This window comes from Magnetospirillum sp. UT-4, assembly GCF_902729435.1.
Lineage (GTDB): Bacteria > Pseudomonadota > Alphaproteobacteria > Rhodospirillales > Magnetospirillaceae > Magnetospirillum.
This window is the reverse complement of the sequence record NZ_CACVCG010000101.1, coordinates 116,262-138,224: the sequence shown is the minus strand read 5'-3', so window position 1 is coordinate 138,224 and position 21,963 is coordinate 116,262. Positions and strand designations below refer to the sequence as shown.

1 protein-coding gene (cut by a window edge) is annotated in these 21,963 nt (G+C 69.4%); it reads left to right on the top strand.

Annotated elements, in window-relative coordinates:
* Positions 1 to 282 precede the first annotated feature (282 nt).
* Positions 283 to 21,963, top strand: partial view of a LamG-like jellyroll fold domain-containing protein gene (locus MTBUT4_RS19835; protein ID WP_173980338.1) — the 5' portion only. The gene runs 14,634 nt beyond the window's last position; 21,681 of the gene's 36,315 nt are visible here — the first part of the coding sequence; it begins with the start codon at positions 283 to 285; its stop codon lies off the right edge, out of view.

Here is a 21,963-nt window from a genome sequence, read left to right as displayed (position 1 = left end):
CACGCCGGCGCAGCCTCCGATCCGGGAATACCCCGCGCCTAGGACCGAGGCGCCGGCATCCGGTCTTTACTGTATTGCCCGTTCGTCAAACCTTCGAACCGAGAAATTCCGGCTGTTATGTGTTAGATTCTCCTTCCCCTTCTTGCTATGCTACGAGGTGCCGTTCCCCGTGGCCACGGAGGCGGGCGGCGAACCTAGCTGGGACGGATTGCATTGCCTAAGGATCGTTCGGGAGCACCAGACGGCAACAGCCCGCAAGTGCCCGCGGGCCAGGGGCCTCACATGATTGCTCCCCACGTCATCGACGCTGGCGGATCGGCTCGCATCCTGGTGCCGGGCGGCGACTTCCTGCTGACCGCCGACTACCAGAGGTCCGGCCTCGATCTGGTCCTGGTCGGCGCCGACGGCAGCCGCATCGTCATCAAGAACTACTTCGCCACCGAGACGCCGCCGGCGCTGGTCAACGAGATCGGCATGCTGATCGATCCGGCGCTGGCCGGAAAGCTGGCCGGGCCGATGGCGCCCGGGCAGTTCGCCCAGGCCGGCGACGGCCCCGGACTGGACCCCATCGGCAAGGTCGAGACGGTCACCGGCTCGGTCGAGGTGCGCCGGGCCGACGGCACCCGCGCCACGCTGAAGCAGGGCGACGTGGTCCACAAGGGCGACCAGATCCTGTCGGGCGAAGGCGCCAATGTCAGCCTGGTCTTCGCCGACAAGTCCACCTTCGCGGTGGGCGCCAAGGGCCGCGCCGTGCTCGACGACCTGGTCTACGACCCCGGCGCCAACCTGGCCCACGCCCAGATGTCGGTGGTGAGCGGCTCGTTCACCTTCGTGTCCGGCCAGATCGCCAAGATGGCGCCCGAGGCGGCCAGCATCAAGACGCCGGCCATGACCATCGGCATCCGCGGCACCGCCGGCGGCGGCAAGGTCGGATCGGACGGCGTGCAAGCGGTGCTGGTGCCGGAACAGGGCGGCGTGGTCGGCCAGCTGACCTTCACCACCTCGTCGGGCCAGAGCTTCACCGTCAACACCCCCGGCCTGGGCCTGAACGTCAGCCCGTCCGGCGTCGCCAGCGTGCAGCAATTCTCGGCCGCCCAGATCGGCTCGATGATCGGCAACGCCAATGTGGGCTCGTTCTCGAGCCAGATCGACAAGGGCTTTTCCGAGACCCTGCAGCCGGGCACCACCCAGGGCACCGACCAGCAGATCAATTTGCTGCCGGAACCGCCGCAGACCTATCAGCAGCCGGACACCCTGTTCAACGGCGTGTCGGATCTGGCCGAACTCTACATCCAGAACGGCCTCGAGGAGCTTGCGGCCGAACTGATCGAGCTGTTGCAGGGACTTGACGAGGACATCGAGGAGATCGAGGACGATTTCGAGGACTTCATCGACGACATCGACGTCGAGGATGCCGACGCCTTCGCCGACGACATCCAGGTGGCCATCGAGGAAGTCACCGAACTGCTGGAACTGGTCAGCGGCATTTCCAATTACCTGGAAACCCTGATTCCGGTCGAACAGGCCCGTCTGCTCTACGGCGACCTGTCGTTCATCCAGGGCTTCACCCCCGATCAGCTGGACCAGGCCGAGGCCATCCTGGAGCTGATCAGCAGCAGGACCTGGGGCGACACCGATGCCTCGGGCACCACCATCGTCACCTATTCCTTCCCCGACCAGGTGCCGGCCGATTACGCCGGCATGATCGAGGGCGGCGGCTTCGGCTCGTTCTCGGACGCCCAGAAGGCGGCGGTGCGCCAGGCCCTGGCCAATTGGGCCGACGTCGCCAACATCACCTTCGTCGAGGTCACCGGCGAGGGCGGCGAAATCCGCTTCGCCAACACCACCACCGGCCCCGACGTGGCCTGGACCTACATGCCCGGCGAGGGCATCGGCGGCGACGTCTGGATCGATGCCGCCAACCCCATGAACTGGGATTTGGGGGCGGGCAGCTACGGCTTCTTCACCCTGCTGCACGAGATCGGCCACGCCTTGGGCCTGGAGCATTCCGGCGAGTACAACGGCACCGGCGCCCAGGCCGGCCCCTACGATTCGCTGGCCTACAGCGTCATGTCCTATTACGGCGGCGGCCTCTACGGCTATTCCGACAAGCCGCTGGCCCACGACATCGCCGCGCTGCAGCTGCTCTACGGCGCCCGCGGCGAGGATCTGGCGGCGCAGTATTTCGGCGGCCTCGGCTTCACCACTACCGCCGCCGACGGCTCGGTGGCGCTGAACGCCTCGGGCGACTGGAACGAGGACGGCGTCACCGATGCCGAGGACGACGAGATCGAGGCGGAGATCACCGCCGCGTTCACCGGCCTGACCGATCAGGATGCCGATGGCGACGTCGACAACGACGACAAGATCATCGCCCTCGAGAACCTGATTACCACCAAGGAAACCGCCGCCACCACCATCGTCGAGCAGCTCGAGGAACAGGGCGCCTCCAGCAGCGGCCTGTTCCAGGGGCTCGAGATCGCCAAGGCCGAGGTCGAAGCCGCCAAGGCCACCGCCAAGGTCCAGGTCCTGGCCGCGCGCCAGGAAGTGGTGCAGGCGCAGATCGAGGCGCTGCTGACCACCTGGCAGACCGCCGGCACCCTGACGGCGCAGGAGCAGGCCAAGTTCGACACCCTGAGCGGAAAGCTCACCACCTACCAGACCCAGGCGACCACCTACAAGGCCCAGGTCGCCACCCTGGCGGTCAATTATCCCAGCGGTACCATAGCGGCCAAGCTGGATGCGGCGGCGACCAGCTTCGCCAAGGTCGAGGTCGCGGTCGCGGCGGCGGGCGCGCCGCTGAACATGCTGAAGACCATCACCGCCAACCCCGACAGCGACAGCTACAAGACCGACGCCATCACCGCCTGGGTCAGCGGCACCGCCGCCGCGGACGAGGCGACCAAGCAGGCGACCCGCGTCACCAAGACCCTGGACCTCAACACCGCCAAGGACGCCAGCGCCGCCGCCATCGCGGCGCTCGAGGACGCCCGCGACGCCGAGACCCCGGCCTACCTGACCTGGCAGAAGGCCGAGGCGGTGGCGGAAGGGGCGCGCGGCTATGCCGACACCCAGGTCAAGCCGAAGATGGACGACGCCGCCGACGCGGTGGCGACCTTCTCGTCCACCGCCACCACGGTGAAGATCGGCGCCACCACCGTCGATGTCACCGTGGGCGCCAACCTGCAGGGCGCCGCCAACAAGGTGGTGTCGGCCTTCACCTCGACCGGCGCCACCCGGCTGGGTCACCTGGACGACGCCCTGGACTCGGCCCTGGCCGCCAAGACCAACGCCGCCACCAACTACACCCTGGCCTTCAACACCTACCAGGCCGCCACCGGCGCCACCAACACCGCCACCGACAAGTATGTGGAGGTGGCGGCATGGAAGGCGGCGTCCACGGTGGCTGCCGATGCCTATACCCGCATCCTCGACGCCAAGGCGCTGGTGATGCTGGGACAGAACTACGTCACCGCCACCACCATGGTGGCCTCCGCCGCCGCCGCCATCGGCGATGTCCGCGGGGACTACCTGACCCAGGCCCTGGCTGCCGCCAACGCCGCCAAGACCGCCGCCGACACCGCCTATGACGGCGCCGTCGCCGCCTACATCGCCGCCCACACCGGCGCCGACGCCGCCGCCGCCGCGGCCTCCACCGACCTCGCCGACGAGATCAAGGCCAAGGCCTTCGCCGCCGACGCGGTGACCAAGATCCAGGCGGCCGAGGCCGATCCCACCAATACCACCCTGCTCAACGCCGCCCTCGGCCTGCCGGTCACCGACGCCCGCCTCGAGGCGACCACCGTGCTGGTGGCGCAGGGTCTGGCCATCAACCTGGAAATCAAGGCCTTCTTCACCGGCATCTTCTCCCAGTGGGAACAGGCCTACGCCATCGTCAACGCCGAGGCGGTCAAGTACGAGGCCGCCGCCGCCCTGGCCGAGACCGCCTACAACACGGTCAAGGCCCAGGTCACCCAGGCGGAGACCAGCGCTTCCGTCAAGCTGTCCGCCCTGCTGGCCGCCTACGACGCCCAGACCAAGGCCCGCGGCGACGAAGCGGCGGCCGAGTGGTATCTGAGCTTCGCCAAGACCACCGCCATCAACGACATCAAGGGCGACCTGGCGATTGCGGTGGACGCCGCGGTCACCGCCACCAAGGCGGCCGAGCAGGCGTCGCAGACCGCCAAGACCGAGGCCGCCGAGGCCGATGGCCACGACGATGCCGGCACCTTCGACGTCGCCGCCGCCCAGACCGACGCCCAGCAGGCCCGCGCCGCCGCCGACCTGGCGGCGACCAAGTACCAGCAGGCCGAGGGCGCCCGGGCCGAGGCGGCAATCGTGCTGGCCAAGATCGCCACCTGGAACCTGAGCACCGAGACCGCCTTCGTCACCCAGATGAATTCGGTCTATCATGCGGCGGTGAAGGCGGTTCTGTCGGCCCAGGCGGCGCGCGACGCCGCCGACTTCGCCGCCGATTCGGCCGAGGCCTCGCTGCTGCTGGCCCAGGCCCGCGCCACCGGCAACGCCGCCGCCATCGACAGCGCGGTGAACGGACTGACCGCCGTCGCCGCCCAGGCCGAGACCAAGGGCATCGACGCCGCCCGCCAGCAGGCCGCCGCCGCCCTGGACGAGGCCAGGCGCCTGAATGCCGAGGCCCAGGCGTCGCTGGCCGACGCCGACGAGGCCAAGACCGCCTATACCAACGCCACCACCACCCAGGACCAGGCCGACGCCCAGAATGCCGCCGGCACCGTGACCACCAAGCTGGGCGCCATCGAGGCCGAGGTCGCCACCGCCGATGGCGCCGGCAGCCGCGCCGCCGCCGAGGCCGCCGCCCAGGCCGCCCGCGCCCGCCTGGAAGAGGCCCGCACCGCCGCCGCCGATGCCCGCCTCAAGGCCGACCATGCCCAGGGCGCCGCCGCCGATGCCGGCCTGGCTGAAATCGCCGCGGCCAAGGTTGCGGCAACCAATGCCGCCGTCGCCGCCGAGGGCTTCGCCACCACCGCCACCAATGCCTTGGGGACGGCCAAGACCAAACTGGGTCAGATGACATCGACCGGCGACTTCAATACGCTGGCCAGCGACATCGACACCCTGAAGAATAGCGCGGTCGCCGCGTGGAACGCCGACGGCTCCACCAACGATGCCGCCGGCAAGCTCGACGAGACCAGGGCCCAGCTGGCGGCGGTCAAGGCCACCGTGCTGACCCTGCTCGACCTTGGCCCGGCCGCCGCCGCCAAGGCCAAGGAAGCCAACACCACCATCCTGCAGCTCGAGCAGCTGGTGACCCGCGCCGAGAAAGCCGTCGCCACCGCCGAAGCGGCCAAGGCCCAGGCGCTGCAGGTGGACGCCGCCGCCGAGGCCAAGCTCACCACCTACGCCGCCGCCGCCCAGGCCAAGACCGACGCCGAAAACGCCTCGAAGGCCGCCGCCACCGCCAAGCTGGAAGAGATCCTGGAGGCCGAGCGCACCCGCGCCGCCGCCGAGGCCCGCGCCGAGTCGCAGGCCGGCGACTACGTCACCGCCGCCGCCGGCCACAAGACCGACGCCCAGACGTTCCAGAATCAGGCGCAGAGTTTGTTCGAGGCCGGCGATATCGCCGGTGCCCAGTCGGCGGCCGCCAAGTCTGCGGCTTCGGCGCTGAAGGCCAAGGCGGCGTTCGAGGCGGCGGCCGAGGCCGGCGACGGCTATTCCGCCGCCATGGACGAGGTGGCGGCGGCCGCCAATCACAACAAGGACGCCCAGAGCTACGCCGCCGTCGCCCGCGCCATCTCGGACGCCGCCGGCAACCTGAAGGCGGCCGCCGAATCCTGGCGCCTGGGCACGGTGGTCACCACCCGTCTGGGCTCCATCGCCGGCTACACCGACGCCGGTGCCGGGCTGACCACCGCCCAGGCCTCCTACGAGGCGGCGGCCATCGCCGCCAATTCCGCCCGCGCCGACACCCGCGACCCGCTGATCGCCGCCGCCGCCGCCGAGGCCGCCCGCGATTCGCAGCTGGGGTCGAAAAACACCGCCTATGCCGCATACCAGGCGGCGCTGTCGGCCAACGGCAACGACGCCGCCAACCTGGTGGTGGTGGCCTACCAGGACGCCTACAACGCCGCCCTGGCCGCCTACAACAATGCCGTCGATGCCGCCACCAAGGCCCGCGCCGCCGCCGATGCCGCCGTCGCCCGCGCCGCCCTGGCCGAGGCCACCGCCGATACCGCCTACGAGTCCTATGTGGGTGCCCAGTCCGCTTTGGCCGACGCCGCCGCCACCCAGGCCAATGCCACCGCCGCCGAGACCCTGGCCCAGTACACCGCCCAGCGCGAGGTGGAGACGGCCATGACCACGGCGCTGGCCGATGCCGATGCCGCGCTTAAGAAGGTCACCTCCAATACCGGCGACGCCGACGGCATCGACCACGTCGCCGATGCCCTGGCGGCCAAGAACGTCGCCGCCCAGGCGGCCCTGGACGCCACCGCCGACAACACCGACGGCACCGCCATCACCAGCGCCGCCGCACTGGCCAAGGTCACCGCCGCCGAAACCGCGTACACCAACGCCTTCGCCGCCTACGAGCAGGCCCTGGCGGTGGGGGTCGAGGCCAATGCCGCCCTGGCCGGTGCCCAGGCCGCCCGCGACCTGGCCGCCGACCTGCCCGACCAGATGAATGTCAATGCCGACAATCTCGGCACCACCGACGACGATGCCAACGATCCCCAGGCCGCAACCGCCGCCGCCGCCCGCCTCGCCCTCGCCAAGGCCGAGGCCGACCTGGCCAAGGCCACCGGCATCCAGGCCGAGGTCGCCAAGCAGGCGGCGCTGGCCAAGTCCTACGCCGACCAGGCCTTCGAGTCGCTGAACGTCACCAAGTCGCTGCTGGCCGAGGCCCAGGCGGCTGAGGCCGGCACCCTCGCCGGCGCCCAGTCGGCGGCCGAGGCGGCCCGCCAGGCCGCTTTGAGCGCCGCCACCAAGGCCGCCGCCGCCGCCGCCACCGCGTTGGCCGCGCGCAACCTGATCGCGGTGGACGGCGGCGATGCCGACACCGTCGCCGATGGGTCCTTGCGCGCCACCCTGGACACCGAAATCGGCAAGGCCACCACCCGCCTGGCCGATTACGGCGACACCGCCTCGGGCCGCCTGAAGGCGCTCATCGACAAGATCACCAGTCTGAGCGGACGCACCGGTGTCGATACCGCCACGCTGAACACCCTCACCGACGCCAAGGACGCCGCCGCCACCAATATCGGCACCGCGCGGGTAACGGTGCTGGGCGACGGCGCCACCGATTCCGCCGCCGTCAAGGCCGATGCCGCCGCCGCCGCCGCCACCGCCGCCTATGACGACGGAACCAATGCCGCCGACGCCGCCTCGCTGGCCACCGACGCCCAGAACGCCTACGACGCCAGCGGCACCACCAACGATGCCGCCGGCAAGGCCGCCCTGGCCGCAGAAACCGACGACTTCACCACCGCCCAGGCCGCCGCCGCCGCCGCCGCCGCCTTCGCCAAGACCGCCGCCGCCGCGTCGGAATCCGCCGCCGCCAAGGCCGCCACCGCCCAGGACCAGGTCAAGGTGGTGGCCAAGCTGCAATCCGACGTCTCGTCCCAGGTCTCGGTCGCCGGCCAGCTGCTGGCGGACGCCGAGAACAAGGTCACCATCGTCACCGCCAAGGCCGACGCCGCCGACGACAAAAGTTCGGCCCAGAACACCGTCGATGCCACCGGCAGCGCCAACGACGCCGCCGGCAAGGCCGCTTTGGCCGCCGCTTCCAAGGCCAATGCCGGCGGCGATTACGACACCATCCTCGGCATCTACAACGCGCTCTACGTCAACCAGAGCGACACCGCCTCGGCCGACCGCAGCGCCCGCGCCATCATCGAAGCCGCCTACAAGAAGGCACTGCTGGCCAAGTCCGCGGTGGACGACTACTCCACCCAGTCCGCCACCGCGCTGGGCACCACCACCGACGCCGCCACCGTCAAGAGCGCCTACGGCCAATTGGCGCTGATCAACCAGACCATCGGCGCCACCAAACTGGGCTCCGCCACCGTCACCGCCGGCCAGGCGGTCGAATACGCCAAGACCGTCGACGACGCCCGCATCGAGATCGAGCGCCTGGCCGCCATCGTCGATACCGCCCAGACCAAGACGGCGGCCGAGCGGATCAAGGTCGCCGACGAACTGCTGGTGGCCCAGGCGGCACAGATTCTGGTCACCAACGCCACCACCGCGCGGACCGCCTACCAGACCGCCAATGACCAGCTCGCCATCGCCCAGGCCAAGGCGGCCACTGCGGCGACCCAGGCGGCCCTGGCCAAGGAATACGCCTTCCGCGCCGCCCAGGCGGCGCTGAACGCGGTTCCAACCGTCGCAACGCCAACCCCCACCGGCCTCTATCTCGGCGAGAATGCCGCCCATTGGAAGACCCAGGCCGACAACGCCGCCGCCGCCGCGCTGGCCGCGCGCAACGAGGCCAACACCGCCAAGCTGGCGGCGGCCGCCGCCTATGACGACAGCAACGGGCTGACCACCGAGGCCGCTTCGGCGGCGCTGGCGGCCAATGCGGCCAAGACCGTCACCCTGTCCACCGGCGCCTTCACCCTGGTCGCCGCCACCGAGGCCCAAGCCTGGGCCGACAAGACCCAGGCCGCCGCCACCAGCGCCGCCACCCAGGTGATCGATGCCGACCGCGCCGTCGCCACCGCCAACGCCGCCGCCGCCGACGCGGCGCTGTCCGCCAACGCCGCCAGCACCGCCGGCAGCAACGCCGCCCTGGTCTACGAGCAGATGGTGGATTCGTCGGTCTCGGCCACCGCCCGCTCGGCCGCCGATACCGAAGCCGCCAAGACCGCCGCCGCTGATGCCAGGGACAGCGTCGATGCCCTGATCGGCACCGCCGGCGGCGCCGGCACGGTGCTGAACAAGCTGGCCACCATCATCAGCGACATCGATACCTGGAAGGCCGCCAACCCGACCGCCGACGCCACCATCGCCGACGCCATCCGGGCCAAGGCGGTGGCGCTGCAGACCAAGGCCGATTCGGCCACCGGCACCCTGGGCATCAAGCAGCTGGCGGCCAACGCCGCCACCCAGGCCGCCCACTGGGACGACGAGGCCGACGGCAAGCTTGCCGACGTCACCACCCTGGACGACGATACCAATACGGTCGGAGACGACGCCAACACCCTGGCCGACACCACCGAGGCCAGCGGATACGCCCAGGAGGCGGCCACCGCCGCCACCAACGCCAAGGCCCAGGCCACCATCGCCCAGCTGCAGCTGTCGTCGGCGACCCAGGTGCTGGCCGATTCCAACGCGCTCTACACCGACTTCACCAGCTGGAAGAGCCAGGTGCTGCAGGCCGCCCAGCTCGCCGCCGCGCAACAGGCGGAGGCCCAGGCGGCGGCCGCCGCCGCCGACGCCAAGAACGACACCGCCACCGTCAACGAGGACGGCACCGTCACCATCTCGGTGCTGGGCAACGACACCCGCACCGACGGCGCCGCCCTGGACAGCGGCAAAATCATCTCCATCGGCGCCGTGGTCGCCCCCAGCAACGGCAAGATCGCGCTGAATGCCGCCGGCACCGCCGTGGTCTATACCCCCGACGCCAATTTCCACGGCACCGACACCTTCACCTACACCATCACCAACACGGTGACCATCGGCGGCGTCACCAAGGTCACCAGCGACACTGCCACGGTGACGGTGAACGTGCTGTCGGTGAACGACGCCCCGGTGGTGACCGCCGATGTGGGCACCGCCGTGAACGCCAACACCGCGGTGGTCATCGACGCCCTGGCCAACGACAGCGACGCGGACGGCAACACCCTGGCGCTGGCCTCGGTGACGCAAGGCGCCAAGGGCACGGTGGCCATCAGCGCGGGCAAGCTGGTCTACACCCCGACACCGGCGCAGTACCAGGCGCTGAAGGCCGGCCAGACCGGCACCGACACCTTCACCTACACCGCCTCGGACGGCCAGGGCGGCAGCCAGACCGGCTCGGTGACGGTGACGGTGACCGGCACCAACGATCTGCCGGTGGTGTCCGGCTTCACCAAATCGACGCCCGAATCCACCGATTACGTCTTCCAGTTGTCCGACTTCACCGGCGCGTATGTGGACGTCGATGCCGACACGATGACCAAGATCAAGCTGGTCACCGTGCCCGCCACCAGCGCCGGCACGCTGCAGATCACTTCGGACGGCAGCACCTGGACCACCGTCACCAGCGCCATGCTGCAGGCAAGCGAGGTCACCGTCACCAGCGCGCAACTGACCGGCGGCTACCTGAAGTTCGTGCCCAACGGTGATGCCACCGGCGCCGCCACCTTCAAGTGGAAGGCCCATGACGGCACCGGCTATTCCGAGGCCGACGCCACCGTCACGGTCCAGGTCAACAACGTCAACGACGCCCCCGCCTTCACCGCCGCCGCCACCCTGGCGGCCATCACCGAGGGCGCTTCCGCCGCCACCATCACCGGCGCCACGGTGACCAGCCTGTTCGGGGCGCTGTTCAGCGATCCCGACACCGGCTCCAGCCTGTCGGGCATCGCCATCGTCGGCAATCCGGCCACGACGCAGGGCAACTGGCAATTTTCGTCCGACAACGGCACCACCTGGGCCAATGTCGGCACGGTCGATGGCGGCGCCGGCGCCCTGGCGGTGCAGGCCACCGCCAAGCTGCGCTTCGTGCCCGCCACCGATTTCGCCGGCACCACCCCCGAGTTGGCGGTGCTGGCGGTCGACAACACCTATGGCGGCACCTGGTCCAATAGCCTGACCGCCACCCGTGCCCTGACCGACGTCGCCTCGCGCCTGCCCAGTTCGGCCCACGCCACGGAGCCGACGCTACTGACCACCACGGTCACCAACGCCAACGACGCGCCGTCGGCCACCGGCACCGCCACCCTGACGGCGGTCAAGGAGGATGTCGCCGCGCCGGCCGGGGCCACCATCGCCTCGCTGTTCACCAATGTGGTCGACCCCGACCCCGGCTTCAGCCTGGCCGGCATCGCGGTGGTCGGCAATGCGGCGGTGGCCGCCACCCAGGGCAAGTGGCAGTACTCGGTCAACGGCACCACCTGGTCCGACGTCGGCACGGTGGCCGAGGGCGCCACCGCGCTGGCGCTGTCGGCCGCCACCAAGCTGCGCTTCCTGTCGGTGGCCGATTACGAGGGCACGCCGCCGGCGCTGGTGGTGCGCGCCATCGACAACACCTTCACCGGCCTGTTCTCCGGCGCCACCGACCGCATCGCCGTCAACACCACGACCAATGGCGGCGGCACCGCCATCGCCGGCGCCACCGGCACGCTCTCCACGACCATCCTGCCCGAGAACGATGCGCCGACCATGACCGGCGCCGCCACCCTGGCACCGGTGGCCGAGGACGCCGCCGCGCCAGCCGGGGCCACCGTGGCGTCATTGTTCGGCGGCAATTTCTCGGACATCGACGCCGCCGCCGCCCTGGGCGGCATCGCCGTGGTCGGCAACAACATGTCGGTCGCCGCCACCCAGGGGACATGGCAGTTCTCCAGCGACGACGGCACCACCTGGGCCGATATCGGCCCCGCCATGGACGGCTCCATGGCCATGGCCATCCAGGCCACCGCCCGGCTGCGCTTCCTCGCCCTGCCCGACTACAACGGCGCCGCTCCGGCGCTGACCGTGCGCGGCATCGACAATTCCTACGCCGGCCCGTGGGCGCAAAGCGGCGCCAACCCCATCACCATCGACACCAATACAACCGGGGGCATCACGCCCATCGCGGCGACCACCACCACGCTGACCACCTCCGTCACCGCGGTGAACGACGCGCCCGTCGTGACGGCCGCGTCGCCCATCGACATGTCCGCCATTACCGAGGACCCGACCTCCATCACCGGCCAGGCTGTGTCGGCGCTCTTGGCCGGCCAGGTGCAGGACGTCGATGCCGCCTCCGGCCTCGGCGGCATCGCCGTGGTCGGCAACACCGCCAACGCCGCCACCCAGGGAACCTGGCAGTATTCCACCGATGCCGGCACCACCTGGCACGCGGTGGGCAGCGTCGGCGACGGCGCCACCGCCCTGGCGCTGTCCGCCGCGACCCAGCTGCGCTTCAGCCCGGTGGCCAATTACAGCGGCACCCCGCCGGACCTCGCCTTCCGCGCCATCGACAATACCCATGGCGGCGGCTGGACCAGCGGCGCCACCCGGTCCACCATCGACACCACCGCCCATGGCGGCACCACGGCCATTTCCGACGCCGTCGCCAGCCTGCACCAGGTGGTGACGGCCGTTCCCGACGCGCCGATCCTCACCGTTCCGGTCAGCCAGGCCAGCGGTCAGGCCAGTGCCCATGGCGGCGCGCTGTCCTTTGCCGGCGGCTCGCGGGTGCTGGTGGCCGACGCCCCGGACCTCGACGTCGAATCCGCCTTCACCGTCCAGGCCTGGGTCAAGCTCTCCGACGTCACCACCGAGACCAACCTGGTCGAGAAGGGCAACTGGGCCGGCAGCTGGGTTCTGCATTCCAAGCCCAATGGCGCCGGCGGCGCCACCTTCGCCCTCGCCGCCAGTCCGTGGACCTTCCCCTCCACCAGCTATGTGTACCTGCCCGGCACCACGGTCATTCAGGCGGGAACCTGGTACCACGTGACCGCCACATGGGACGGCACCACCGCCAGGATCTTCGTCAACGGGCAGAAGGAGGCCGAGGAAAGCCCCTCCGGCGGCAACCCCACCTCCAATGCCCAGGCCCTGTCCATCGGCGCCCGCGGCGACGGCACCTACGCCTCCACCTCGGTGATCGAGGATGTGCGGCTCTGGAACGTGGCGCGCAGCGAAGCGCAGGTGCTGGCCGACCTCACCACCGCGCCCAACCCCGCCGATTCCGCCCTGGTCGGGTACTGGACCTTCGCCGAGGGCAGCGGCACCACCACCGCCGACCTGGCCGGGACCAATGCCGGCGCCCTGACCGGTTCCCCCACCTGGATCGCCGACGGCACCTCGCTGACCGCCGCGCTGAATATCGCCACCGCGATCACCGATCCGTCCGAGACCATCACCGCCATCGTCGTCGGCAACCTGCCGAGCGGCGCCACCCTGTCGGCCGGCACCAACAACGGCGACGGCACCTGGACCCTGACCCCGGCCCAGCTGGCCGGCCTGACCATGACGTGGTCGCAGGGCGGCGAGACCGACGTGGCCCTGTCGGTCACCGTCCACACCGACGATGCCGGCACCGCCCTGGCCACCACCCGGACCCTGTACGTGGCGGTCGGCTCCAGCATGGTGACGAGCGTCAACGGCGCCTATGACGGCAGCCCGCTGGCCATTGCCCAGACCCTGACCGGCGGCAGCGGCGCCGACACCATCATCGGCGGTTCGGGGGCCGACACCATCACCGCCGGGGCCGGCAACGATACCGTGTCGGGCGGCACCGGCGCCGACGTCATCGTCGGCGGCACCGGCAACGGCGACGACACCTATTACGGCGGCACCGCCGCGCTGGACGACAACGCCGGCGACACCATCAAGTACTCCAGCGCCACCAGCCCGATCACCGTCAACCTGACCACCGGCACCGCCTCGGGCGTCGACATCGGCACCGACACCCTGTCAGGGTTCGAGCACGTCATCGCCGGCGCCGGCGAGGACATCATCGTCGGCAGCGCCGGCAACAACATGCTGGACGGCGGCACCGGCTACGACACCTACGACGCGTCGGCCGCGACCTCGACGGTCACCATCAACCTGGGCGCCGGCACCGCCGCAGGTGCCCAGATCGGCAGCGACACGCTGACCAGCTTCGAAACCGCGATCGCCGGTTCCGGCGACGACTTCCTGTACGGCTCGGCCGGCGACGACAACCTCTATGGCGGTGCCGGCAGCGACACCCTGGTCGGCAGTGCCGGCAACGACTATCTGGAGGGTGGAGCCGGCAACGACACCGTGACCTATTCCGCGATGGCCGGCTCGGTGGTGGCCGACATGACCGCGGAAACCATCACTTACGGCGGCGACACCACCACCGTGTCCGGTATCGAGGCGGTCATCGGCGGCACCGGAAACGACACCTTCACCAGCGGTCCCGGCCAGGACACCTTCACCGGCGGCGCCGGCAGCGACGTCTTCAAGATCACCCCCGCTTACTCGACCGTGGCCTCCCCCGACGTCTTCACCGATTTCGGCGCGTCCGACACGATCCAGCTGGCAGGCGCCTCGGGCTACAAGCTCTACGTCGCGCCGACGCAGGTGATTGGCACCGACGTCGCCACCGCCATCGCCGCCCTGCCCGCCGACCTCAACGTCGCGGTGGTGTTCCTGACCAACGGCACCAGCCACGGCTGGCTGTACGTCAAGGGTAATGCCGGCGGCACCCATTTCGCCGGCACCCTGATCACGCTGCCCGGTGTCACCGCCGCTCCCGACATCGCCAACATCCTGGGCGTCGATGGACGCCTGATGTTGGGTACCACCGGCAACGACGCCCTGACTCTGGCCACCGCCCAGGACGGCGACCTGATCCTGGGCGGGGCCGGCGACGACACCTACACCCTTGCCGCCATGCCGCCGGCAAGCACCACGGTAACCATCGACGACACCGGCGGCAGCGACGCCTTGAACGTCTCGGCGCTGCCCGACTACGCCTTGAAGGGCTTCGAGCGCAGCGGCAACGACCTGCACATCGTCTTCGCCAACGCGGCCAAGGTGGTGGTGCGCGACCATTTCGCCGGCCACACCATCGGCACCGGCATCGATGCCGAAGGCAGCGTCAAGCTGTCCCCCGCCACCCAGGCCGGCAACGTCCTGACCGGAACCGCCGTCGGGGAGATCATCGTCGGCACCAGCGCCGACGAGACCCTGGTGGGCAACGGCGGCGAGGACATGTTCTTCGGCGGCGGCGGCACCGACAAGTTCATCGGCGACGGCACCACCGATGCCTGGGGCAACGTGGTCGGCGGCGAGGTCTCGTTCGCCATGTCGGCCAGCCCGGTCACCGCCAACCTCAACACCACGGCGACGTTCGTCAACATCGACGGCCTGATCGGCTCGGCCGGCGCCGACACCCTGACCGGCCTCGATTCCCTGAATTCCAATCTGCTCGGCGGAGGCGGCAACGATACGCTGATCGCCGGAGCCGGCGCCAACACCTGGGCGGAATACTGGACGTCCTCGGCCGGCATCATCGCCAATCTGTCGGGCACCACCCAGGCCGGCGTCGCCGCCATGAGCGTGTCGGACGGATTGGGCGGTACCGATACCCTGACCGGTATCGCCAAGGTGTGGGGCTCCGCCTTCGCCGACGTGATGTTCGCCGGGGCCAGCGGCAATTACTACCTTGCCGGCGGCGAGGGCATCGACACCCTGGTCGGCGGCGCCGGCAACGACACCTTCGTGATCCGCGCCGGCGAGGGCGACACCGTCACCGGCGGTACCGGATGGGACGCCATCGCCCTCGATACCAACGACGGCGCGCCCCTCAGCCTGGATCTCAACGCCAACACGTCGATGACCGGCATCGAGGCGGTCAACCTCAACTGGAACTCGGGCAACCAGTCGGTCACCCTGTCCCAGGCCGCCATCAACGGCGTTACCGGCGGCGGCAACGTCCTGTTCGTCGATGGCACCGCGGGCGATTCCGTCACGGTGACCGACACCGGCTGGACCTTCAACGGCCTGTACGAATCGGGCCAGACCTACGCCTGGTTCACCAAGAGCGGGTTCGACCTCAAGATCGACACCGACGTCACCATGACGTTCAACGGCGTCGCCAACATGAGCCCGGCGCTGGGCATCGGCACGCCGAGTGCCACCCTGGTCGAGGCCGGCGGCACCGCCAACGCCATCGCCGGCGTCGCCACCGCCTCCGTCACGCTGACCAAGGTCGATATCGACGGTACCGTCACCTACGACACCACCTGGCTGACCGGCCAGGGGTGGACCACCGCCGATGCCGGCCTGACCTACACCAAGTCCGGAACCTACGGCACCGCGACCCTGACCGTCGCCACCAACGTCGTCAACTACGCGCTGGACAACAGCCGCGTCGCGACCCAGGCGCTGAAGTCCATAAACTCGGTCACCGATACCTTCGCCGTGCAGGTGGTGGACGACGACGGCGTCACCGCCGCCGGAAGCGTGGCGTTCTCCATCACCGGCGGCGACGATGCCCCGGTGGCGGTGGACGACACTGCCACGGTGACGGTGACCGCCGGCACCGTCAGCGGCAACGTCGCGACCAACGACTACGACCCTGATTCCAATTTCTCCGTCGTCGGACCGCGCGTCGGCGCCGTCGAGAACGCCGGCACCGCCGGAACCCTCGGCGTACCCATGGCCGGCACCTATGGCTCGTTGACCCTGAACTCCAATGGCACCTACACCTATGTGGTCGATACGGCCAGCGCGGCGGTCAAGGCCCTTGGCGCCGGTCAGACCGCGGTGGACAGCTTCAATTACCGGACCTCGGACGGCACCCGCATCGACCACGCCGTCCTGAACGTCACCGTCACCGGCGTCAACGACGCGCCGGTGCTCGCGCCGACCGCCCTGTCCTTCGACGGCGCCAACGACATCGCCACGACGGCGACCAACATGACATTGACCGGCGGCCACGCGGTCGAGGCAATGATCAAGACCTCGGCCGTCGGCACCAGCTTCGCCGGCATCGTCAGCAGCAACTCGTCCTTTGCCGGCGGGTTCTTCCAGATGGTGATGAACTCCGGCAAGCTGGTGGTGCAGGTCAGCGACAACAACGGCCAGGGTTTCTACGCCACCAGCACCGTCGATATCAATAATGGCGCCTGGCACCGGGTCGGCTTCACCTACGACCATACGACCAAGTCGGCGACCGTGTATGTGGACGGCGTCGCCTGCGGCACCGGCGAAAACGCTGCCGGCATGACGGCGCTGACCATCAACGCCCCGGTGATGCTGGGCGTCAACCGCACGTCCGCCGGCTTCGTGCCCATCGAGATCAGCGAAGTGCGGGTGTGGAACGCCACCCGCTCCGGCGCCGAGATGAGCTCGGCGTGGACCACGTTGGCCGGCAACGAGACCAACCTGGCCGCCGACTGGACCTTCCCCGCCAGCGATCCCGGCCTCAACAAGGTATCGGGCGGCGCAGCCATGACGCTGGGCGCCGGCAATGCGGCGCCGACACTGCTCAACGGCGCCACCACGCTGGGCACCATGGCCGAGGACAGCGCGCCCGGCATCGGCAGCCTGGTCTCGACCCTCACCGCGTCGGTCACCGACCCCGATGGCGTCGGCGCCCTGAAGGGCATCGCGATCACCGATGCCCCGGCGGCGGGCGGCACCTGGGAGTACAGCCTGGACGCTGGCACCAATTGGCTGCAATTCGCCCTGGTGTCGCCGACCTCGTCGCTGCTGCTGGCCGACACCGACAAGGTGCGGTTCACCCCCAACGCCGATTATTCCGGCACCCCGTCCTTCACCTGGCGCGCCTGGGACCAGACCAGCGGCAGCCACGGCCTCAAGGTCGATACCAGCGTCAACGGCGGCAACACCGCTTTCAGCAGCCTCACCAACACCGCCACCCTGACGGTGACGGCGGTCAACGACGCGCCGAGCGTGGCGCTGACCACCAGCGCGTCGGGCTTTTCCGAGGGCGGCTCGGCGACGGCACCGTTCGGCGACCTGACGCTGAACGACGTCGATAATGCCAACCTGACCGGCGCCACCATCACCATCGCCGCCCCGGTGGCCGGCGACGTCCTGGCCTTCACCGACCAGGGCGGCATCACCGGTTCCTACTCGGCCGGCGTACTGACCCTGTCGGGCTCCGCCACCCTGGCCACCTATCAGGCGGCGCTGCGCTCGGTCACCTTCTCCAACCCGTCCGATGCCCTGGCCTCGGGCTCGCGCACCATTTCCGCCACCGTCAGCGACGGCACTGCCACCAGCGCGGCGGCGACCGCGACGGTGACGGTGACGGGATTCAACGACGTGCCAACGATCGTCGGGCCGGTGACCTTGGCCGGCGGCACCGAGGACGTCTCGGCAACCATCCTGAAGGCCGATCTGGCCGCCGCCGCCAGCGATCCCGACGGCGATACGCTGACGGTGACCGGCCTGAGTGTCGATCACGGCACGCTGGTGGACAACGGGACGTCGTACACCTTCACGCCCACGCCCAATTATTCCGGCCCGGTGGCGTTCACCTACACCCTCGAGGACGGCCACGGCGGGTCGGTGGCGGCCATGGCCGACATGGAACTGGCGCCGGTGGACGACGAAGCGGTCTTCGGCAGCACCAGCGCCCAGGGCGTCATGAACACGGTCATCACCGCGTCGGTGACGGCCACCGACGCGGACGGCGGCATCTCCAGCTACGAGATCCTGGGCGGCCCCACCACCGCCCACGGTACCGTCAGCATCGATTCCAGCGGCACCTACACCTATACGCCCGAGGCCGACTACATCGGCACCGATTCCTTCCAGGTGCAGGTCACCGATCTCCTGGGCGGCATCACCGAGACCACCATCACCGTCAATATCAACGCGTTCACCGCCACCGCCGGCAACGACACCGCCAGTGGCGGCGGCGGCTCCGACGTGGTCGATCTGCTGGCCGGCAACGATTTATTCAACGCCGGAGCCGGCGACGACACCGTCACCGGCGGGGCCGGCAACGACACCATCAATGGCGGCCTCGGCACCGACACCGCGGTGTTCTCCGGCGGCTCCGGCTTCTACACCGTCTCGGCCGCCAACGGCACGCTGACCGTCACCGATACCGGCAGCAGCGACGGCACCGACACCCTGACCGGCATCGAGGAACTGGAGTTCTCGAGCGGCATCATCGGCGTGACCACCAACACCCCGACCATCAATGGCCTGTCCTTCACCGGCGCCACCGGTTCGGGGGTTACCGTGGCCCACACCGCCTCGGCCGCCGTCACCGTCGAGACCTGGGTTAAGTTCGATTCCCTGCGTGACGGGTATGAAAACGTCTTTTTCAGCACCGATTCGAGCGCGTGGAACACCACGACCTTTACCCAATCTTCGTCAATGTTCACCCAGGCGATCTACGTCGAGCCGACCAGCCACCATTTCCGCGCCTATGTGTGGGACAATACCCTTGGCGGGCGGATTGTCGAGGGCACCACGGTCATGGTGCCCGGGCAATGGTATCATCTTGCCCTGAGTGCCTCGAGCGGCGGCAACCTGCGGCTGTTCGTCAATGGCGTCGAGGAGGGCACGGCCCTTCCGCTGACCAGTTTCCCGAGCGGATCGCTGTACGTCGTCGGCGCCGAGGCCAACGTCAATCTATACGCCGGATCGGGTCTGGACGGCACGGTGGCCAATTTCTCGTCCTGGAATACCGCTCGGGATGCGGCCCAGATCGCCGCCGACATGCAGGCCTCATGGAGTGGAACGCCTTCCGGGACCGGGCTTGAGGGCTATTGGGACTTCGGCGACTATTCGGGCGGCACCGTGCCGGCGACGGTGGGCGGCAGCTCGGCCACGGCCCGCGACGCAACCGCCGTCTCCGAGCCCTATGCCAGCGGCACCACCTTCAACCTGACCGGAACCACCGGCGCAGATACCCTGAATGTCGGCACCGGCATCAACCATGTCGGCACTCAGGACGGCAACGACCTGATGGTCACCACCAGCGCGGTGCTGACCGGCACCACCACCTTCAGCGGCGGCCTCGGCACCGACACCATCCGCCTGAGCGACACCGCCGCCGTCACCGACACCCCGCTGTCGCACGTCTCGGGGGTGGAACGGCTGGTCCTGGGCTCGACCAACGCCGCCGCGCAGTCGGTCACCCTGGGCAATGCCTCGCAGAACGCCGGCATCGTCGAGGTTGACGCCTCGGCCGCCACCGGCGCCGTCACCTTGAACGCCTCGGCCCGCACCACCGGCATCACCCTGACCGGCGGCGCCGGCAACGACGTGCTGACCGGCGGCAGCGGCAACGACACCCTCACCGGCGGCGCCGGCAGCGACACCGCGTCCTTCTCGGGTGCCGTATCGGCCTACAGTTTCACCTATGCCGGTCAGACCCTGACCGTCACCGGCCCCGACGGCACCGACAGCCTGACCGGGATCGAGACGCTGTCCTTCAGCGGCGGCACGGTCACCCTGTCGGCGGCGGATACCCGCGTCAACACCACCGTCGCCGGCAGCCAAGTGTATCAAGCGGTGACCGGGCTGAACGGTGGCGGCTACGTGGTGGTGTGGCAGAGCGCCGACCAGGATGGCAACGGAATCTACGCCCAGCGCTTTGATGCCGCCGGCATGGCCCAGGGATCGGAATTCCTGGTCAACACCTTTACCGCCAACGCCCAGTCGTACCCCTCGGTGACCGGGCTGTCAGGCGGCGGCTTCGTGGTGACCTGGGACAGCTACGCCCAGGACGGGTCGGCCACCGGTATTTACGGCCAGATCTTTAACGCTGCCGGAACCGCCCAAGGGGCCGAGTTCCGGGTCAACCCATATACGCTCAACCACCAGAGCTTTAGTTCGACGACGGCCTTGTCCGACGGCGGCTTCCTGGCGACGTGGGCCAGCAACGGGCAGGATGGCTCGTCCTACGGGATCTACAGCCAGCGCTTCAACGCTTCGGGCGTGGCGGTCAGCCGGGCCGGCACGACCACCGGCGCCGACGAGTTCCGAGTCAACACCACCACCGCCGACATCCAGGATTACCCGGCCATTTCGGGCTTGTCCGACAACGGCTTCGTGGTGGTCTGGCACAGCAATCTGCAGGATGGCGCGGATTACGGCATCTACGGACAGCGCTATAGTGCCGCCGGAATCGCCCAGGGGGCGGAATTCCCGATCAACGCGACGACGGCAGGCCGTCAGTTTGACCCGGCGGTTGCCGGCCTGTCGGGCGGCGGCTTCGTGGTCACCTGGTACAGCAATCCCACCGGCACAGATAACGACGTGGTCGGCCGTTGCTTTAACGCCGCCGGGGCGCCCGTGGGCGCCGAGTTCGTGATGCCGAACAGACACAGTGAGGCATACCCCTCGGTGACGGCGCTGGCGGATGGCGGTTTCGTCATGGTCTGGCGGGGTGTCGCGGGCAGCGGCAACAGCGGCGGCTACAACATCTACGGCCAACGTTACGACGCCGCCGGAACCGCGCAGGGTCCCGAATTCCTCGTCAACACCTATGGCCCGGAAGATCAGGGTTATCCGTCCGTTTCGGTGGCCGCGCTGGATGATGGCGGCTTCGTGGTCGCTTGGCCCAGCGGATTCCAGGATACCAGTGACAGCGGCATTTTCTCCCGCCGCTTCGATGCCTCGGGCAATCCGGTGCTTGGGCCGGATGCCATGCTGACCGGAACGACCGGCAACGACATCCTGAATATCGGCGCGGGCATCGACCAGGTGGATGGCGGCGCGGGCACCGATACGGTGCTGCTTGCGGCCGGCGGCGTGCAGGTGGCCGTCACCAATGTGGAATCGCTGGTCGGCGGCGGCGGCGACGACCGCGTGTTCGTCGAGGCCGCCATCCTCAACAACACCACCGGCCGCGCCTTCGACGGCGGTGCCGGCAATGACACCCTGTTCCTCTCGACCTATAGCACCCAGGTGCTGGACGCCACCGAGACCGCCGGGCTGATCAATTGGGAAAACTGGGCGCTGACAACCTACACCGGCCCCTATAACATCACCCTGCACGATGCCAGCAACAGCGCCGGCCTGACCATCGACGGCACCGTCCTCGCCAATGGGTCGCTGATCCTCAACGGCGCCGCCGAGACCTCGGCCGCGCTGACCGTGCTGGGCGGCGCCCTGGCCGACACCCTGACCGGCGGCATGGGCGCCGACACCTTCACCGGCGGGGCCGGTGCCGACCTGCTCACCGGCGGCATGGGCGCCGACACCTTCATCTATACCGGCAATACCCAGTCCACCGCCGCCGCCACCGACACCATCGCCGATTTCGGCGGCGCCAACGGTGCCGACATCGTCAAATTCCAGGGCATGGCCGGCATCACCTACGAT